The sequence below is a fragment of the Rhodopseudomonas sp. BR0G17 genome, assembly GCF_010907025.1.
In the GTDB taxonomy this organism is placed as follows: Bacteria; Pseudomonadota; Alphaproteobacteria; order Rhizobiales; family Xanthobacteraceae; genus Rhodopseudomonas; species Rhodopseudomonas palustris_H.
Genome location: NZ_QUML01000001.1, coordinates 259,139 through 275,260 on the forward strand (window position 1 = coordinate 259,139; position 16,122 = coordinate 275,260).

A 16,122-nucleotide genomic window follows, 5' to 3' on the forward strand; every position below is an offset into this window, starting at 1 on the left:
CCGCAGGCGGGTCAAGCCCGGGCATGACACCTTCTTGATGGCGACGCCGGCCTGAACGCGGCCGACGTATCACTGATCAAGCCGCAGCGTCGGCCGCGATGCTGGCCTTGACGATCTTGTCCGGATCCTTGACCGGCTCGCCGCGCTTAATCTTGTCGACGTTCTCCATGCCTTCGATCACCTTGCCCCAGACGGTGTACTGCTTGTCCAGGAAGCGGGCGTCGTCGAAGCAGATGAAGAACTGGCTATCGCCGGAGTCCGGATTGGCGGCGCGGGCCATCGACGCGGTGCCGCGGACGTGCGGCTCGGCGTTGAACTCCGCCTTCAGCTTCTTGCCGGAGCCGCCCATGCCGGTGCCCTGCGGGCAGCCGGTCTGCGCCATGAAGCCTTCGATCACGCGGTGGAACACGATGCCGTCGTAGAAGCCCTCGCGCACCAGCTCCTTGATCCGGGCGACGTGGTTCGGCGCCAGATCAGGGCGCATCTCGATCTTCACGGTGCCCTGGGTGGTTTCGAGGATCAGGATGTTGTCGTTATCAGCCATGCTCTCTTCTCTGTTGGTTTGGGACTCTGTCTGCGGTCATCGAACCGCAGCGTGAACGGACGTCCGGCGACGGCGCCCCCCATCGAGGGCGTGAACGGCAGTGGCGTGCATCGCTGCAACGCCTCCATCACCGCAACGCGATAGGCCAGGCTGTCGTCCCGGCCGGCCTCCGGGCTTTCAAAGGTGATCCGCGGCTTGCCGAGGATCTCGCCGCTGCGCGTGAAGCTCACCAGCACGGTGATCTGCATGCCGGGATTCCCGGTAGGCAGACGCGGCGGACGCCAGCATTGCTTCATCGCGGAAAACAATGCGTTGAGATTATCGATCGGCGCGTTCTGCGCAGACGCGGGGCGAACGGTGAGACCGATCGCCCCTGCGATCAAGGCTACCGCGACTGTCGTCAGTCGGCGCGGCAGCATTGGGATCGCCTATTTCACGTCGGAAGCGACCTGGACCTTCACCATCTTGTCCGGATCGGTCACGGCGCCGCCGGGCGAGGTCGGCGAAGCCTTCTTCAGCTTGTCGACGACATCCATGCCGGACACGACATTGCCGATCACGGTGTACTGGCCGTTCAGGCTCGGGCCGTCGGCGAACATGATGAAGAACTGCGAGTTGGCGCTGTCGACGCTGTCGCCACGCCGGGCCATGCCGACCACGCCGCGGGTGAACGGCACGTTGGAGAATTCCTGCTTCAAGTTCGGATACTTCGAACCGCCGGTGCCGTTGAAATTCTGACCGTCGCCGGTCTGCGCCATGAAGCCACCCATCACGCGGTGGAACGGCACGTTGTTGTAGAAGCCTTCGCGGGCAAGCTGCTTCAGCCGCTCGGCGTGCTTGGGCGCGATGTCGGCGCGGAGCGCGATCACGATGCGGCCCTTGGTGGTGTCGATGACGAGCGCGTTTTGCTTGTCGAGATTGGCGGGCAGCGGCTGCGCCAGCGCCGGCAGCGCGAACAGCAGCGCTGCGAAGAGGCCGATCAGACGGATCATGAAAACTCCGGGTCGGTTAGGCCGGCGAGCCGGCGGCAAACTTGGATTTCAGAGCGGACGCCACCTCGGCCGGAACAAAAGCCGAGACGTCGCCGCCCATCGCAGCGATCTGCCGCACCAGTGTGGCGGTGATCGGGCGCACACCGACCGAAGCCGGCAGGAAAACGGTATGGATTGCCGGCGCCATGGTCTCGTTCATGCCGGCGATCTGCATCTCGTAGTCGAGATCGGTGCCGTCGCGCAGGCCGCGGATCATGATGGTCGCCCCCACCTTCTCGGCCGCGGTCACGGTGAGATTGTCGTAGGTGGTGCAGCCGAACGCGCAGCCGGCCGCCTTGGCGACCGGGCCGAACACCTGTTCGACCATCGCGAGGCGCTCCTCGGTGGTGAACAGCGGCTTCTTGCCGGGATGAATGCCGATCGCCACCACGAGCTTGTCGCACAGCGCCACGGCGTGGCGGACGACGTCGAGATGGCCGTTGGTAACGGGATCGAAAGACCCCGGATAAAGCGCGATGCGTGACATCCGGCCCGTCTAGCGCGGCGCGCGGGATCGAGCAAGCGGCGCCAGTTCCTTCAAAACTGCAGCTCGCAGGCGGATTTATTTCGCGCTGCGGCTCGAACCGGATCGCGGCTTCGCGCGTCTTCTGCATGGTAACGCGAGGCGCCTGAAAACACTCACGTTTTTACGGGTTTGTTTCATGCGCCCGAAAGCCAAGAAACAAATCACCGCGGTCATGAAACCTGAATGGCCAGGCGAAGAAGACGTTCTGAAACCAGCGCTGGGTAAACCAGCCGCATCGGGAAGCGACAAAGCACTCCAGGCCGAAACGGCCGGACCATCGAGACGACAGGGGACACCGTCATGATCAAGGCTCTTTCCGTGATCGCGATCGCCGCCTTTGCTGCCGCGGCAGTCACCATTCTTCCGGGCTTTGCCCCGCAGGTCGAAGCCAGCGTTCCGCAGGCTCTGGCCAAGGGCGACCGGCTCGACATCCGTCCCCTCGGCACCGCCTGCTCGGAGCAGGCCTGGCCGAATTTCGAGCCGTCCTGCCTCCGCAACGCCAATGCCAGCCACGCGCCGATCGGTCAGGCGCGGCTGGTGACGGCGGAACGACATTAAGGTTTTGGCGTTATCCGACCGCTAGTTTCCGCAAAGCGCTTCCCTCCAAGGGCGCTCTGTACCGAAGACCCCCGAGTTGCCCCCTCGGGGGTCTTTCGATTCCGGCGATCGTGCAGCCTGCTGACTACGCGCCATAGCGTGGCGCTGAGGCGGCGAACGGACGCCGCCTCTACTCGAGCAGCGGCTAGCCGCCGTTGCCGTTTTCGCCGTCGTCGGTCTCCGGAATGCGCTCGACCGAGACGACCTTCTCGTCATCCGCGGTGTCGAACACGATCACGCCCTGCGTCGAGCGGCCGGCGACGCGGATGCCTTCGACTGGGCAGCGGATCAGCTGGCCGTTGTCGGTGACCAGCATGATCTGGTCGGAGTCCTCGACCGGGAACGACGCTATCAGCTTGCCGTTGCGGCTGTTCACCGACATCGCCACGATGCCTTTGCCGCCGCGCCCGGTGGTGCGGTACTCGAACGACGAGGTCCGCTTGCCGTAGCCGTTCTCCGAGATCGTCAGCACGAACTGCTCGGACGCCGACATCTCGGCATAGCGCTCCTGCGACAGCGCCGCGGACGTATCGCCCTCCTCGGCTTCAACTTCCGGCGTCTCGATCGGCTCGTTCTCCTCACCGGTCGCGGCACGGCGGATCGCGCCGGACTGCTTCAGATAGGTCGAGCGTTCGGCCGGCGTCGCCTCGAAGTGACGCAGGATGCTGAGCGAGATCACCTTGTCGCCGGACGACAGCGCGATGCCGCGCACGCCCATCGAGGTGCGGCCGCTGAACACGCGCACATCCGGCACCGGGAAGCGGATGCACTGGCCGCCGGCGGCGGTCAGCAGCACGTCGTCGCGCTCGGTGCAGATCTGGACGTCGACGATCGCCTCGCCCTCGTCGAGCTTCATCGCGATGATGCCGGAGCGGCGGACGTCGACGAAGTCGGACAGCTTGTTGCGGCGGACGTTGCCACCGGTGGTGGCGAACATCACGTCGAGCTCGCTCCACGACGCTTCGTCCTCCGGCAGCGGCATGATCGTGGTGATGCGCTCGCCCTGCTCCAGCGGCAGGATGTTGATCAGCGCCTTGCCGCGGCCGTTCGGCGGCGCCAGCGGCAACCGCCAGACCTTTTCCTTGTAGACTTGGCCGCGCGACGAGAAGAACAGCACCGGCGTGTGCGTCGAGGCAACGAACAGCCGCGAGACGAAATCCTCCTCGCGGGTCGCCATGCCGGAGCGGCCCTTGCCGCCGCGGCGCTGCGCCCGATAGGTCGACAGCGGCACCCGCTTGACGTAGCCGGCGTGCGACACGGTCACCACCATGTCCTCGCGCTGGATCAGGTCTTCGTCTTCGACCTCGCCTTCCTGCTCGACGATTTCGGTCCGGCGCGGCGTTGCGAACTCGGCCTTGACCTCGCCGAGCTCGGTCTTGACGATGGTCTGCACCCGCGCCCGCGAGCGCAGGATTTCCAGATAGTCGGCGATTTCGACCGCGAGCTTGTCGAGCTCTTCGGAAATCTCTTCGCGTCCCAGCGCGGTGAGGCGCTGCAGCCGCAGATCGAGGATCGCTTTGGCCTGTTCGAACGACAGCCTGGCGGTGCCGTCCTCGTTGAGCTTGTGGCGCGGATCGTCGATCAGCGTAATCATCGCCGCGACATCCGCCGCCGGCCAGTCGCGCGACATCAGGGTCTCGCGCGCCGTGTTCGGATCAGGCGAATTACGGATCACGCGGATGATCTCGTCGATATTCGCAACCGCAATCGCGAGGCCGACCAAGATGTGGGCGCGATCGCGCGCCTTGTTCAGCAGGAATTTGGTGCGGCGGGTGACGACCTGTTCGCGGAACGCGACGAAGACCGTCAGCAGATCCTTCAGGTTCATCAGCTGCGGACGGCCGCCTTCCAGCGCGACCATGTTGGCGCCGAAATTGGTCTGCAGCGGCGTGAATTTGTAGAGCTGATTGAGCACGACTTCCGGCACCGCGTCGCGGCGCAGCTCGATCACCACGCGGAAACCGTCGCGGTCGGATTCGTCGCGCAGATCGCCGATGCCTTCGATCTTCTTCTCGCGCACCAGCTCGGCGATGCGCTCGACCATCGTGGCCTTGTTCACCTGATACGGAATCTCGGTGACGATGATCGCTTCACGGTCCTTGCGGACGGTCTCGATCTCGACCTTGCCACGCATCACGATCGAGCCACGGCCGGTCTGATAGGCAGCGCGGATGCCGGCGCGACCGAGAATGATGCCGCCGGTCGGGAAGTCCGGGCCCGGCACGATCTTGTTGAGATCGTCGATCGACAGCGCCGGATCATCGATCAGCGCGATACAGGCGTCGATCACCTCGCCGAGATTGTGCGGCGGGATGTTGGTCGCCATGCCGACCGCGATGCCGCCGGCGCCGTTCACCAACAGGTTCGGGAACTTGGCAGGAAGAACCTGCGGCTCCCGTTCCGAATTGTCGTAGTTCGGCTGGAAGTCGACGGTGTCCTTGTCGATATCGTCGAGCAGCGTCTGCGCGATCTTGGTCAGGCGGGATTCGGTGTACCGCATCGCCGCCGGCATATCGCCGTCGACCGAACCGAAATTGCCCTGACCGTCGATCAGCGGAACGCGCATCGAGAAGTTTTGCGCCATACGGACCAGCGCGTCGTACACCGACTGGTCGCCGTGCGGGTGATACTTACCGATGACGTCGCCGACGGTGCGCGCCGACTTGCGATACGGCTTGTTCCACTCGAAGCCGTTCTCGTACATGCCGTAGAGGATACGGCGATGCACCGGCTTCAACCCGTCGCGCGCATCCGGCAGCGCTCGCGCCACGATCACGCTCATCGCGTAATCGAGATAGCTGCGCTTCATCTCGTCGAGAATGGATACGGGGCGAATATCCGAGGGCGCCAGCGGCTCCCCGGGCTTCTCGTCGTCTTTGTCGGACAAGGGTGAATTCCGGTCAGAATCTGATCGGATTCGTATAGCGTATCGGGGTGTTGTGAACCACCCTTTCAGGCGCCGTTTTTGAAGGTTTTTCCGCTCGTTTTTCCAAAGACTTACGGGGCGTTTTCGACGACCGCGAAAAGCCTTCGCGAAAGGTGCCGAAATTGCCGCGATCGGCGCTTCCGCAAAGCGCCGATTCGCGCCCTCAATCCGGCCGCGGCACCGCGCCGAAACGGTCGACCACGACGTCGCGCTTGTTGTCCTCGACCCGCACCGTCATGGCGTAGCGCCCGTCGACCAGATCCTTCGCCAGCACCTCGGTATTGCGATGGAGCCAGCTCACGCCGGCCCCGTCCGCCGCATCGATCGACAGATCGAGCACGGTGCGGGTGGCGGCCAGACGCTGCTCGATCGCCAGCAGAAGGTCATCGACACCCTCGCCGCTCACCGCAGACACCAGAAGGCACGGATGATCCTCGGGCCGGCGCGCCGCGATGTTCTTCAGCTCGTCGCGCTGCTCGGGCTCGAAGCGGTCGATCTTATTCCAGACTTCGACAATCCGGCCGCTGGCTGCATCGACGCCGAGCTGGCGCAGCACGTTGTCGACGTCGTGCTGCTGCGCTTCGGCATCCTCGTGGCTGATGTCGCGGACGTGCAGGATCAGATCGGCTTCCAGCACCTCTTCCAGCGTCGCGCGGAATGCGGCGACGAGCTGGGTCGGCAGATTGGAGATGAAGCCGACGGTGTCGGACAGCATCGCCTTGCCGCCGTGCGGCAGCTGGATCGCGCGCAGCGTCGGGTCGAGCGTTGCGAACAGCATGTCGGCCGCCTGCACGTCGGCACGCGTCAGACGGTTGAACAGCGTCGACTTGCCGGCGTTGGTGTAGCCGACCAGCGCGACCACGCGATACGGCACGCGCTGCCGGCCGGCGCGATGCAGCCGCCGCGTCGCCTGCACCTTCTTCAGCTCGGATTCGAGCTTCGTGATCCGCTCGCCGATCAGCCGGCGGTCGGCCTCGATCTGGGTCTCGCCAGGCCCCCCCATGAAGCCGAAGCCGCCGCGCTGGCGCTCGAGGTGGGTCCACGAGCGCACCAGGCGCGAGCGTTGATAGTTGAGATGCGCCAGCTCAACCTGGAGCGTGCCTTCGCGGGTCTTGGCGCGGCGCCCAAAGATTTCCAGGATCAGGCCGGTGCGATCGAGCACCTTGGCGTTCCAGGCCTTCTCCAGGTTGCGCTGCTGGATCGGCGACAGCGCGCAATCCATCACCACGAGGTCGGCCTCGTGCGCGGCAATCAGCCCGACGATCTCTTCGACCTTGCCCTTGCCGAGATAGGTCGCGGGACGAATCTGGCTGATCGGCGTGAGCACCGCCTCGACGACGTCGAGGTCGATGGCGCGCGCAAGACCCGCAGCTTCATCGAGCCGCGCGTCGTTGTCGCGGACGGCCGTATCGGCCGCGTCAGGATCGCCCCGGCGCGCGCGCAAATACGGACCGACAACGATGACTCGTCCGGTCTCTCCGCCTTGCCCCGATCGCGGACGATCGGCGCCCCCGTCAATGCTGCGAGGTTCCAATCAGGCCCGCCTCAAGCTGGCGAGTCCTCGCCGCTTTCGAACAGCTGGATCGGCGCCCCCGGCATGATCGTCGAGATCGCGTGTTTGTAGACGAGCTGCGAATGACCGTCGCGCCGCAACAAAAGGCAAAAATTATCGAACCAGGTGACAATACCCTGCAACTTCACCCCGTTGACCAGAAAGATCGTCAGGGGAGTCTTTGTCTTGCGTACGTGGTTGAGGAAAGTGTCTTGAAGGTTTTGTGCGCGGTCTGCCGCCATTTTTTATCCCGCAATTGGTTTTGTCTTTTCTTGCCGGTGCGCGTCTCTCTATCGGAGCTCCACCCCGGTTGCCGACTCCTCCGAGATCCCCCTCCGGAAGCCGACATCCGATTAGAGGGTAGGCATGGCTTTTAAGCAAGCAACTAAAACCCCGAGTGGATGCTCCCCGCGCCGCAAAGCTTAAGAAAACACCGCAAATCGGTGAAACTGCTCTCTTAGACGTTTGGCCAATGCGCCCGGCTTGCCGTCGCCAATCGGCTGCCCGTCGATCGCCACCACTGGCATCACGATCTGGCTGGACGCGGTGACGAACGCCTCGGCGGCACCAGCCGCCTCGGCCGGCGTGAACGGCCGCTCCTCGAACCGAACCTGCAACGCTTCGAACGCATCCATCAGAACCGCACGAGTGACGCCGGGGAGAATGCCGGCCTCGGCCGAGCGGGTCACCACCCGGCCCTCTTTGGTGACGATCCAGGCGTTGCTGGAGGAGCCTTCGGTGACATAGCCGTCGCGGTCAACGTACCACGCCTCATAGGCACCGGCCTCGCGCGCCGCCTGCTTGGCCAGCACATTTGGTAGCAGCGCCGTCGACTTGATATCGACCCGCGGCCAGCGGTTCTCCGGCAGCGTGATCACCTTGATGCCGTGGGCGGCATTGGCCTGCCCCTTGGCCGGATCGAGGCTGCGCGCCGTCACCACCACGGCGGGCTTCACCGACGCGGCAGGAAAGCCGTGATCGCGCCGCGCCACGCCGCGCGTAACTTGCAGGTAGACGATGCCGTAATTCACCCGGTTGCGCCGCACCACTTCGTGCATCACGACCGACAAGGCCGAAAGAGGCATCGGCTCCTTGATCCGCAATTCGCCGAGCGAGCGCTGCAGCCGCGCCAGGTGCCGCGGCATGTCGACCAGCTTGCCGCTGCGCACTTCGCAGACCTCATAGACGCCGTCGGCGAACTGATAGCCGCGATCTTCGATGTTCACGCTCGCATCGCGCATGTCGAGATAACGGCCGTTGACATAGGCGATGCGCGACATCGATTGAATCCAGGTCTGAGATATGAATGGAAGGACGACTTAGCCGACGCCGAGCGCCTTGAGCTTGCGGTGCAACGCCGAGCGCTCCATGCCGACGAATTCGGCGGTGCGCGAGATGTTGCCGGAGAACCGGCTGATCTGCGCGATCAGATAGTCGCGCTCGAACGCCTCGCGGGCCTCGCGCAGCGGCAGGCCCATGATGTGCTCGCCGTTATTGCCGGTCGGCATCGTCGGCACCATCGAGCCGACATCCTGCGGCAGCATGTCAGCGGTGATCACCGCATCCGGTCCGCCGCCGGCCAGGATCATCAATCGCTCGACGTTGTTGCGAAGCTGGCGGACATTGCCGGGCCAGACATGCGATTGCAGCACTGCCATCGCGTCCTGGCCGATCTGCCGGCGCGGCAGGCCGGTCGCCGCCGAGATCTGCTCCATGAAGTACTCGATCAGTTCCGGAATGTCGTCGCGGCGCTCGGACAGCGGCGGGACGCGGATCGGCACCACAGACAGCCGGTGATACAGATCTTCGCGGAAACGGCCGGCAGCGATTTCCTCTTCGAGGTTACGCGCCGTCGACGAGATGATGCGGACGTCGACATTGACCTTGGTGGTGCCGCCGCAGCGCTGGAAGGTCTGCTCGACCAAGACACGCAGAATCTTGTTCTGGGTCTCGCGCGGCATGTCGGCGATTTCGTCGATGAACAGCGTGCCGCCGTGCGCTTCTTCGAGCGCGCCGGCCTTGCGCGAATGCTCGCCGTTGGCTTCGACGCCGAACAGCTCGATTTCCATCTTCTCCGGGGTGATCGCCGCAGCATTGATCACCACGAACGGCCCCTCGGCGCGCGACGACGAATTGTGCAGCGTCCGCGCCGCCAGCTCCTTGCCGGCGCCGGACGGGCCGACGATCAGAATCCGGCTGTTGGCCTTGGCAGCGCGCTCGATGGTCTGGCGCAGCTGATTGATGCAGGCAGAGCGGCCCACCAGCGTCGAGGCCGACGGCGCGAGCTGCTTTAGCTCCCGCACCTCGCGCTTCAGCCGCGAAGTTTCGAGCGCCCGGGTCGCCACCAGAATCAGCCGGTCGGATTTGAACGGCTTTTCGATAAAGTCGTAAGCGCCGCGCTTGATCGCCGCGACCGCGGTTTCGATGTTGCCATGGCCGGAGATCATCACCACCGGAACGTCGGTGTGATCTTTCTTGATCTGCTCCAGCAATTGCAGACCGTCGAGCTTGCTGCCCTGCAGCCAGATATCGAGGAAGATTAGGTTGGGCCGCCGATTGGCGATTTCGGCCAGCGCCGAATCGCTGTCGCGCGCGGTGCGCGTGGAGAAACCTTCGTCCTCGAGAATACCGGCAACGAGATCGCGGATGTCCGCTTCATCGTCGACGATCAGAATATCATTCGCCATGGTCGCGCCTGTCGCTTTAGCTGCCGCTGGCAGCCGCTATCCTTGGTTCGTTCTCGGCCTGCTGTTTTGGTTCACCCGATCCGGGAGGTGATGCCGGCTGACCGGACATCGCGAATCGGAGGCGCATCCATGCACCGCGCTGGCCTGGACGAACGTGGGATGCGTCGTTGAGTTCAATGCCGCCGCCGTGGTCGACCAGCACGCGTCCGACGATCGCAAGACCGAGGCCGGTGCCCTTCTCACGGGTGGTGACGTAGGGTTCGAGCAGCCGCGAACGGCTTTCTTTGGGCAGACCGATGCCGTTGTCGATCACGTCGATCACGACGAAGTCGCCGTCGCGTGCCGCCACCACTTCGATCTTGCCCTTGCCGAGTTCTTCCTCGGGCACGGCCTCGATCGCCTCGGTGGCGTTTTTGATGATGTTGGTGAGCGCCTGCGAGATCAGGCGGCGGTCGAACCGCGCGTGCAGCGGCTCGTCCTTGATCTCCGTTTCGATATCGACGTCGGGATGCCCGACGCGCATCAGGAACACCACCTGACGCACGGTGTCGCCGACATCCTCGCCTTCGATCACCGGCTTCGGCATCCGGGCAAACCGCGAAAATTCGTCGACCATGCGCCGGATGTCGTCGACCTGACGGACGATAGTGTCGGTGCACTGCTCGAAGATGCTCTTGTCCTCGACGATCACCTTGCCGAACTTGCGCTTGATCCGCTCCGCAGAGAGCTGGATCGGCGTCAGCGGATTCTTGATCTCGTGCGCGATGCGGCGCGCGACATCGCCCCAGGCCGAGGTGCGCTGCGCCGACACCAGCTCGGTGATGTCGTCGAGCGTGATGATATAGCTGTCGCTGGTATGGCCGGTCTGTTCGGCGGTGACGCGGACGTTGAGGATGCGTTCGCGACCGTCGCGGATGATGGTGATCTGGCCCTGCACCAGGCGCTGCGATCCCTCGCGCGCATTGGCCATGATCTCGTCGAGCTCGGGGATGATCTCGGACAGCGGATGGCCGAGCGCTTCGGCCTCGGCGTGACCGATCAGCTTCTCCGCCGAGCGGTTGAGGATGCCGATCGACAGCGAGCCGTCGACGCCGATGATGCCGGCGCTGGCTGACGACAGCACCGCCTCGATGAAGCGGCGCCGACTGTCGATCAGTTCGCTGGCGCTGACCAGCTCGTCGCGCTGGGTGCGCAGCTCCTGGGTCATCTTGTTGAAGGTCATGCCGAGCTGCGACAGGTCGCCCTCGGATTTTGACACCGGCACCTGGACGTGCAGGTCGCCGGTCGAAACCAGATGCGCTGCGCCCATCAGGCGGCGGATCGGCGCCACCAGCCAGTTGGCGAAGTTCAGGCCGATCAGCACTGCCGACATCAGCACGGTGAGCGCGATCACCGTGAACATCAGCGCGAACGCGACCTGGACGCCAAGCCGCCGCGCTTCGAGCTCGGAATATTCGGCGACGCTCGCCTGGGTCTGGCGCAACTGCGCCACGACGTGCGGATCGAGGAAGCGCGCGACGTACAGGAAGGTGTCTTCGAAGCCCTTCAGCCTGATTACCGCGGCGACGTAATTGGCCTCGATGAACACCGCGATCTGCGGTTCGGTGTCGTCGACGTTCTTCAGAAACTCCGGCGCCGGCACGTCGAAGTCGCGGCGGATGCCGTTCTGCGCCGCCTCCAGGATGTTGCGATCCTTGTCGATCAGCATCGCGCCCGGCAGGTTGCGGGTCGCGGCGTCGTTGGTCAGGAATTCGCGGAAGGATTTGCGGTCGAGGTCGAACAGCGCCCGGGCGTGCGAGATGTCGTTGGCCATGCCGAGGATGTCGCCGCGGATCAACTGGCCGTGCTCGTGCAGATAGGCATTGGCGACGATCAGCGAGTTCTGGATCACGGCCCGGGTCGGGCCGGAGAACAGCCGGTCGAGGCCGCGGTCGAGCGTGACGTTGGCGACGATCGAGACCAGCACCGCCGGCAGCACCGCGATCACCGAAAACAGGCTGACGATCTGGATATGCAGCCGCGACGCCGCTCGCCCCCGCCGGCGGGCCTGGACCACCTTCCAGACCTCGCGGGCGATGATGCCAAGCAGCAGCAGGATGGTGACGGCGTTGATCAGCAGGAAGCTGACGACGACTTCCCGGGTCGGCGCGATCGGCGTCAGGCCGGTCAGGACGATGAAGGTTAAGAACGCCGAGAACAGCGCGATGCCGACCGCCATCGGGGCCAGCAGCTTGCGCCAGGTGCGCAGCCGCGGCTCGGCAATCGAGGGGTCGTCAACGGGTTGGGCCGACGTCTCTGCGCTGGTCATTCCGGCAATAATCATTGAATGCGTTCGGCCGCCGAATTGGGCAGACCATGTGATGCATTCCTACAACAATGTTGCTCAATTGCGACAATATCGCGGCGCCTCGCCCGAGCCACCTCGGGCGAGTACGCGGTCCACAGCCGAAAAGCTTGCCCCGGCGTCTCAGCCGCCGGTGCGGTAGACCTGAATGTCGAGGTCGCGGATCTTCTTCCGCAGGGTGTTGCGGTTGAGCCCCAGCAGGTCGGCGGCCCGAATCTGGTTGCCGCGAGTCGCCGCCAGCGCGGCGGTGAGCAGCGGCACTTCGATCTCGCGCAGCACCCGGTGGTAGAGGCCGGGCGGCGGCACACCATTCGGGAAGCCCGAGAAGTGTGACGACAGATACATCTCGACCGCGCCGCCGAGGTTGTCGACGGTGTGCGGAGCGTTGCCGCCCGCGACGACCGGCGGCGGCGCCAATTCGCCGTCGATCACCGAGGCGGTGATCACCTCCTGCGGGTACAGCGCCGCCAGTCGGCGCGCGAGATTTTCCAGCTCGCGGACGTTGCCCGGCCAGCGATGCTGCTTCATCCGCTCAAGCGCCGCGGCGTCGAGCTTCTTGGCCGGCAGGCCATCCTTCTCGGCCAGCGCGAAGAAGTGCCGGACGAGATCCGGCAGGTCCTCGATGTGCTCGCGCAGCGGCGGCAGCCGCAGCGGCACGACGTTGAGGCGGAAGAACAGGTCTTCGCGGAACAGGCCCTGCTGGATCAAGACGCGGAGGTCCTTGTTGGACGCAGCGACGATCCGGACGTCGGTCTTGATCGGAGTGCGGCCGCCGACCGTGGTGTACTCACCCTGCTGCAGCACGCGCAGCAACCGGGTCTGCGCCTCCATCGGCATGTCGCCGATTTCGTCGAGAAACAGCGTGCCGCCTTCGGCCTGCTCGAACCGGCCCGAGGCTCGGGTGTTGGCGCCGGTGAAGGCGCCGCGTTCGTGGCCGAACAATTCCGATTCGATCAGGTCGCGCGGGATCGCCGCCATGTTGACGGCCACGAACGGACCGTTGCGGCGCTTGCCGTAGTCGTGCAGCGCCCGCGACACCAGCTCCTTGCCGGTGCCGGACTCGCCGGTGATCATCACCGTGAGGTCGGTCTGCATCAGCCGCGCCAGCACGCGATAGATTTCCTGCATCGCCGGCGAACGGCCGACCAGCGGGATCGAGTCGAATTCGCCTTCATCGTTGGCGCTGCTGATCCGCTCCTTCGGCTCGGCGAGCGCGCGGCCGACGATCGCGATCAGCTCCTTCAGATCGAACGGCTTCGGCAGATATTCGTAGGCGCCCTTCTCCGATGCGCGGATCGCCGTCATGAAGGTGTTCTGCGCGCTCATCACGATGACCGGCAGGTTCGGGCGCAGCTTCTTGATCCGCGGCAGCAGATCGAATGCGTTCTCGTCCGGCATCACCACGTCGGTGATCACCAGATCACCCTCGCCCTGGCTCACCCAACGCCACAGCGTCGCCGCGTTGCCGGTCAGCCGCACTTCGTAGCCGGCGCGCGATAGCGCTTGGTTGAGTACCGTGCGGATGGCGGTGTCGTCGTCCGCGACGAGAATACTACCTGCGGGCATTGGGAGTCCTCATCTTGCAGTCTGTGAGGCATCGGACGACGCCGGCGCGTCCTCGCCGTTCGGGGATTGAAGGGCCTTAGCGGTGTTGAACATCGGCATCAGCACCCGGAAGGTGGTTTTGCGCGGCTGCGATTCACACTCGATGATGCCGCCGTGATCGCCGACGATCTTCGCTACCAATGCAAGACCGAGGCCGGAGCCGGACGGCTTGGTGGTGACGAACGGATCGAACAGGTTCGGCAGCAGATCTTCGGGAACGCCGGGACCGTTGTCCCGCACGCAGAATTCCAGCGGCAGCGACACCCGCGTCTTCTTGCCCGGCACCGACAGCCGGACGCCGGGGCGGAACGCGGTGGTGAGTTGGATCTCACCATCGGAGCCGAGATCGACCACGGCTTCGGCAGCGTTCTTCACCAGATTGAGGAACACCTGGATCAGTTGATCCTGATTGGCGAGCACCGGCGGCAGCGACGGGTCGTAGTCCTCGATGAACTTGATGTTGCGGGCAAAGCCCGACTGCGCCAGCCGCTTCACGTGATCGAGCACCGAGTGGATGTTCACCGGGCCGCGCGCGACCGGACGGTCGTCGCCGAACACTTCCATGCGGTCGACCAGCGTGACGATGCGGTCGGCTTCGTCGCAGATCAGCCGGGTCAGCATCCGGTCTTCGGCAGACGCCTGCTGCTCCAGCAGTTGCGCCGCGCCGCGGATGCCGGACAGCGGATTCTTGATCTCATGCGCCAGCATGGCGGCGAGCGCGATTACCGAGCGCGCCGCACTGCGATGCGTCAGCTGGCGGTCCATCTTGTCGGCGATGGTGCGCTCCTGCAGCATCACCACAATGTGGCCAGGCCGTTCGTTGAGCGGCGCGACGTGCAGATCGACCTGGCGGTCGGCGCCGATCCGCGGCGTGCCGAGATCGACCTTGTATTCGTTGACCGGCGAATGCCCGACGCGAACCTGTTCGATCAGCGCCAGCAGCGGGCTGCCGAACGGCACCAGGTCGGTCAGCGACTGCCGCCGCAGCAACTGCGTTGAAATCTCAAAGAACGATTCGGCCGCCATGTTGGCGTCGACGATCTTGCCGTCCGGGCCGACCAGCAGCACGGGATTCGGCAGCGCGTTGAGGATCGCATCGCTGTCGGTCGGCTGCGCCCGGCGCGGTTCGACGATGGCGTTCATGCGGCGGCCCTCCAGGCGAAATCATCGTAGGCATCGGCGAGCGCGCTATGCACGCGGGCCGGATTCTCTTCGGTCAGGATCGTGGTGCGCCAGCTCTTCAGAACCGACGGCGGAGCGCCGGCGCTGGCAGCGGCCACCTCGAGCGACCAGCCGAGATGTTTGCGAGCGTGACGCAGCCCGATTTTGACGCCGTACAGCGCCAGAATGTCGTCGTAGAGCGTGCGCAAGTAATCGCGCTGCGCGGCGAGCGGAGGCTCGGCCTCGACCTGACCGGTGCTGAGCTGGCGCCCCACCTGCCCCGGCAACCACGGCCGCCCCTGGGCGCCGCGCCCAATCATCACCGCGTCGGCTCCGGAGCGCTTCAACGCTTCGACCGCGCTGGCGTGGCAGGTAATGTCGCCGTTGACCACCAGCGGAATCGAGATCGCGTCCCGGACGGCGCGGACCGCGTTCCAATCGGCTTCGCCCTTGTAGAACTGCTGCCGGGTACGACCATGAACCGTGACGAGCTGCACCCCGGCGTCCTGCGCACGCCGCGCCAGCTCGGGCGCGTTGCGGGAACGATCGTCCCAGCCGAGCCGCATCTTTAGCGTCACCGGCACCCGAACCGCACCGATCGTGGCTTCGATCAGTGTCAGCGCGTGATCGAGATCGCGCATCAGCGCCGAACCGGACAGGCCGCCGGTGACGTGCCGCGCCGGGCAGCCCATGTTGATGTCGATGATGTCGGCGCCGCCGGCTTCCGCGATCCGGGCGCCCTCGGCCATCCAGCGCGCCTCGCAGCCGGCAAGCTGAACGACATGCGGCCCCTGCCCGACCTTGTCGCAACGCCGGACTGACATCCGGCGGCCGGCGACCAGGTCCTCGCTGGCGGTCATCTCCGACACCACGAGACCCGCGCCCAGCTCGGCGACTTGCCGGCGGAACGGCGCATCGGTAATGCCTGTCATCGGCGCCAAGAACACCGGATCAGGCACCGCAATATTGCCAATCCTCAAAGGCGGCGAACCTGTTACAGTCGGGCGCGTCACTCGTTGCTCATTTGGTAGCCAGCGCAGTTGCAGGCTCGGCTTCGCTCAATGTTTGAGCATTGTAGATCATTGCCTACAGTTTAGCCAATCATATCTGACATGCAAGTGCGTTGCAGCAATTGTCCCCGGCCGGCGG

14 protein-coding genes are annotated in these 16,122 nt (G+C 64.9%); 1 reads left to right on the forward strand and 13 read right to left on the reverse strand.

Annotated elements, in window-relative coordinates:
• Positions 1-76: 76 nt before the first annotated feature.
• The 4 genes from DY467_RS01280 to coaD are packed head-to-tail and all read right to left on the reverse strand — an operon-like array spanning position 77 to position 2,062.
• Complete coding sequence (locus DY467_RS01280; protein ID WP_107344579.1) at positions 77-544, reverse strand: peptidylprolyl isomerase; 468 nt, start codon at positions 542-544, stop codon at positions 77-79.
• Entirely contained in the window at positions 520-963 is a 444-nt protein-coding gene (locus tag DY467_RS01285; protein ID WP_164571444.1) for a UCP034077 family protein, read from the reverse strand. The genes DY467_RS01280 and DY467_RS01285 overlap by 25 nt, the downstream gene beginning before the upstream one ends.
• Before the next feature lie 9 nt (positions 964-972).
• Positions 973-1,536, reverse strand: coding sequence for a peptidylprolyl isomerase (locus tag DY467_RS01290; RefSeq protein WP_107344577.1), 564 nt, complete (start codon positions 1,534-1,536; stop codon positions 973-975).
• Positions 1,537-1,552: 16 nt separating this feature from the next.
• The gene (gene coaD / locus DY467_RS01295; protein ID WP_107344576.1) at positions 1,553-2,062 is read right to left on the reverse strand and encodes a pantetheine-phosphate adenylyltransferase; all 510 of its coding nucleotides are present in this window, start codon (positions 2,060-2,062) and stop codon (positions 1,553-1,555) included.
• Between the two features lie 339 nt (positions 2,063-2,401).
• Between coaD and DY467_RS01300 the strand changes: the two genes are divergently transcribed.
• Positions 2,402-2,659 carry a hypothetical protein gene (locus DY467_RS01300; RefSeq protein WP_107344575.1) on the forward strand — a complete coding sequence of 86 codons (258 nt, stop codon included), beginning with the start codon at positions 2,402-2,404 and terminating at the stop codon, positions 2,657-2,659.
• A 184-nt stretch (positions 2,660-2,843) separates the two neighbouring features.
• Here DY467_RS01300 and gyrA read toward each other — a convergent pair whose 3' ends face one another.
• The 9 genes from gyrA to dusB form a co-directional block, all read right to left on the reverse strand.
• Entirely contained in the window at positions 2,844-5,585 is a 2,742-nt protein-coding gene (gene gyrA, locus DY467_RS01305) for a DNA gyrase subunit A (protein ID WP_164633728.1), read from the reverse strand.
• Positions 5,586-5,787: 202 nt separating this feature from the next.
• Positions 5,788-7,158: a GTPase HflX gene (hflX, locus tag DY467_RS01310; RefSeq protein ID WP_164633729.1), complete on the reverse strand. Its 1,371-nt coding sequence runs from the start codon at positions 7,156-7,158 to the stop codon at positions 5,788-5,790.
• 11 nt (positions 7,159-7,169) lie between these two features.
• Positions 7,170-7,418 carry an RNA chaperone Hfq gene (gene hfq, locus DY467_RS01315; RefSeq protein WP_011158147.1) on the reverse strand — a complete coding sequence of 83 codons (249 nt, stop codon included), beginning with the start codon at positions 7,416-7,418 and terminating at the stop codon, positions 7,170-7,172.
• 180 nt (positions 7,419-7,598) lie between these two features.
• Positions 7,599-8,456, reverse strand: coding sequence for a D-amino-acid transaminase (locus tag DY467_RS01320; RefSeq protein ID WP_164633730.1), 858 nt, complete (start codon positions 8,454-8,456; stop codon positions 7,599-7,601).
• Between the two features lie 39 nt (positions 8,457-8,495).
• Positions 8,496-9,863 carry a nitrogen assimilation response regulator NtrX gene (gene ntrX, locus DY467_RS01325; RefSeq protein WP_107344571.1) on the reverse strand — a complete coding sequence of 456 codons (1,368 nt, stop codon included), beginning with the start codon at positions 9,861-9,863 and terminating at the stop codon, positions 8,496-8,498.
• Positions 9,864-9,879: 16 nt separating this feature from the next.
• Entirely contained in the window at positions 9,880-12,171 is a 2,292-nt protein-coding gene (locus DY467_RS01330; RefSeq protein ID WP_107344570.1) for a sensor histidine kinase NtrY-like, read from the reverse strand.
• A gap of 159 nt (positions 12,172-12,330) precedes the next feature.
• Positions 12,331-13,773, reverse strand: a complete 1,443-nt coding sequence (ntrC, locus tag DY467_RS01335; RefSeq protein ID WP_107344569.1) for a nitrogen regulation protein NR(I) — start codon at positions 13,771-13,773, stop codon at positions 12,331-12,333.
• A 9-nt stretch (positions 13,774-13,782) separates the two neighbouring features.
• Positions 13,783-14,955 carry a two-component system sensor histidine kinase NtrB gene (locus DY467_RS01340; protein WP_011158142.1) on the reverse strand — a complete coding sequence of 391 codons (1,173 nt, stop codon included), beginning with the start codon at positions 14,953-14,955 and terminating at the stop codon, positions 13,783-13,785.
• Entirely contained in the window at positions 14,952-15,953 is a 1,002-nt protein-coding gene (gene dusB, locus DY467_RS01345) for a tRNA dihydrouridine synthase DusB (RefSeq protein ID WP_164633731.1), read from the reverse strand. Before dusB ends, DY467_RS01340 begins: the two co-directional genes overlap by 4 nt.
• Between the last annotated feature and the right edge of the window lie 169 nt (positions 15,954-16,122).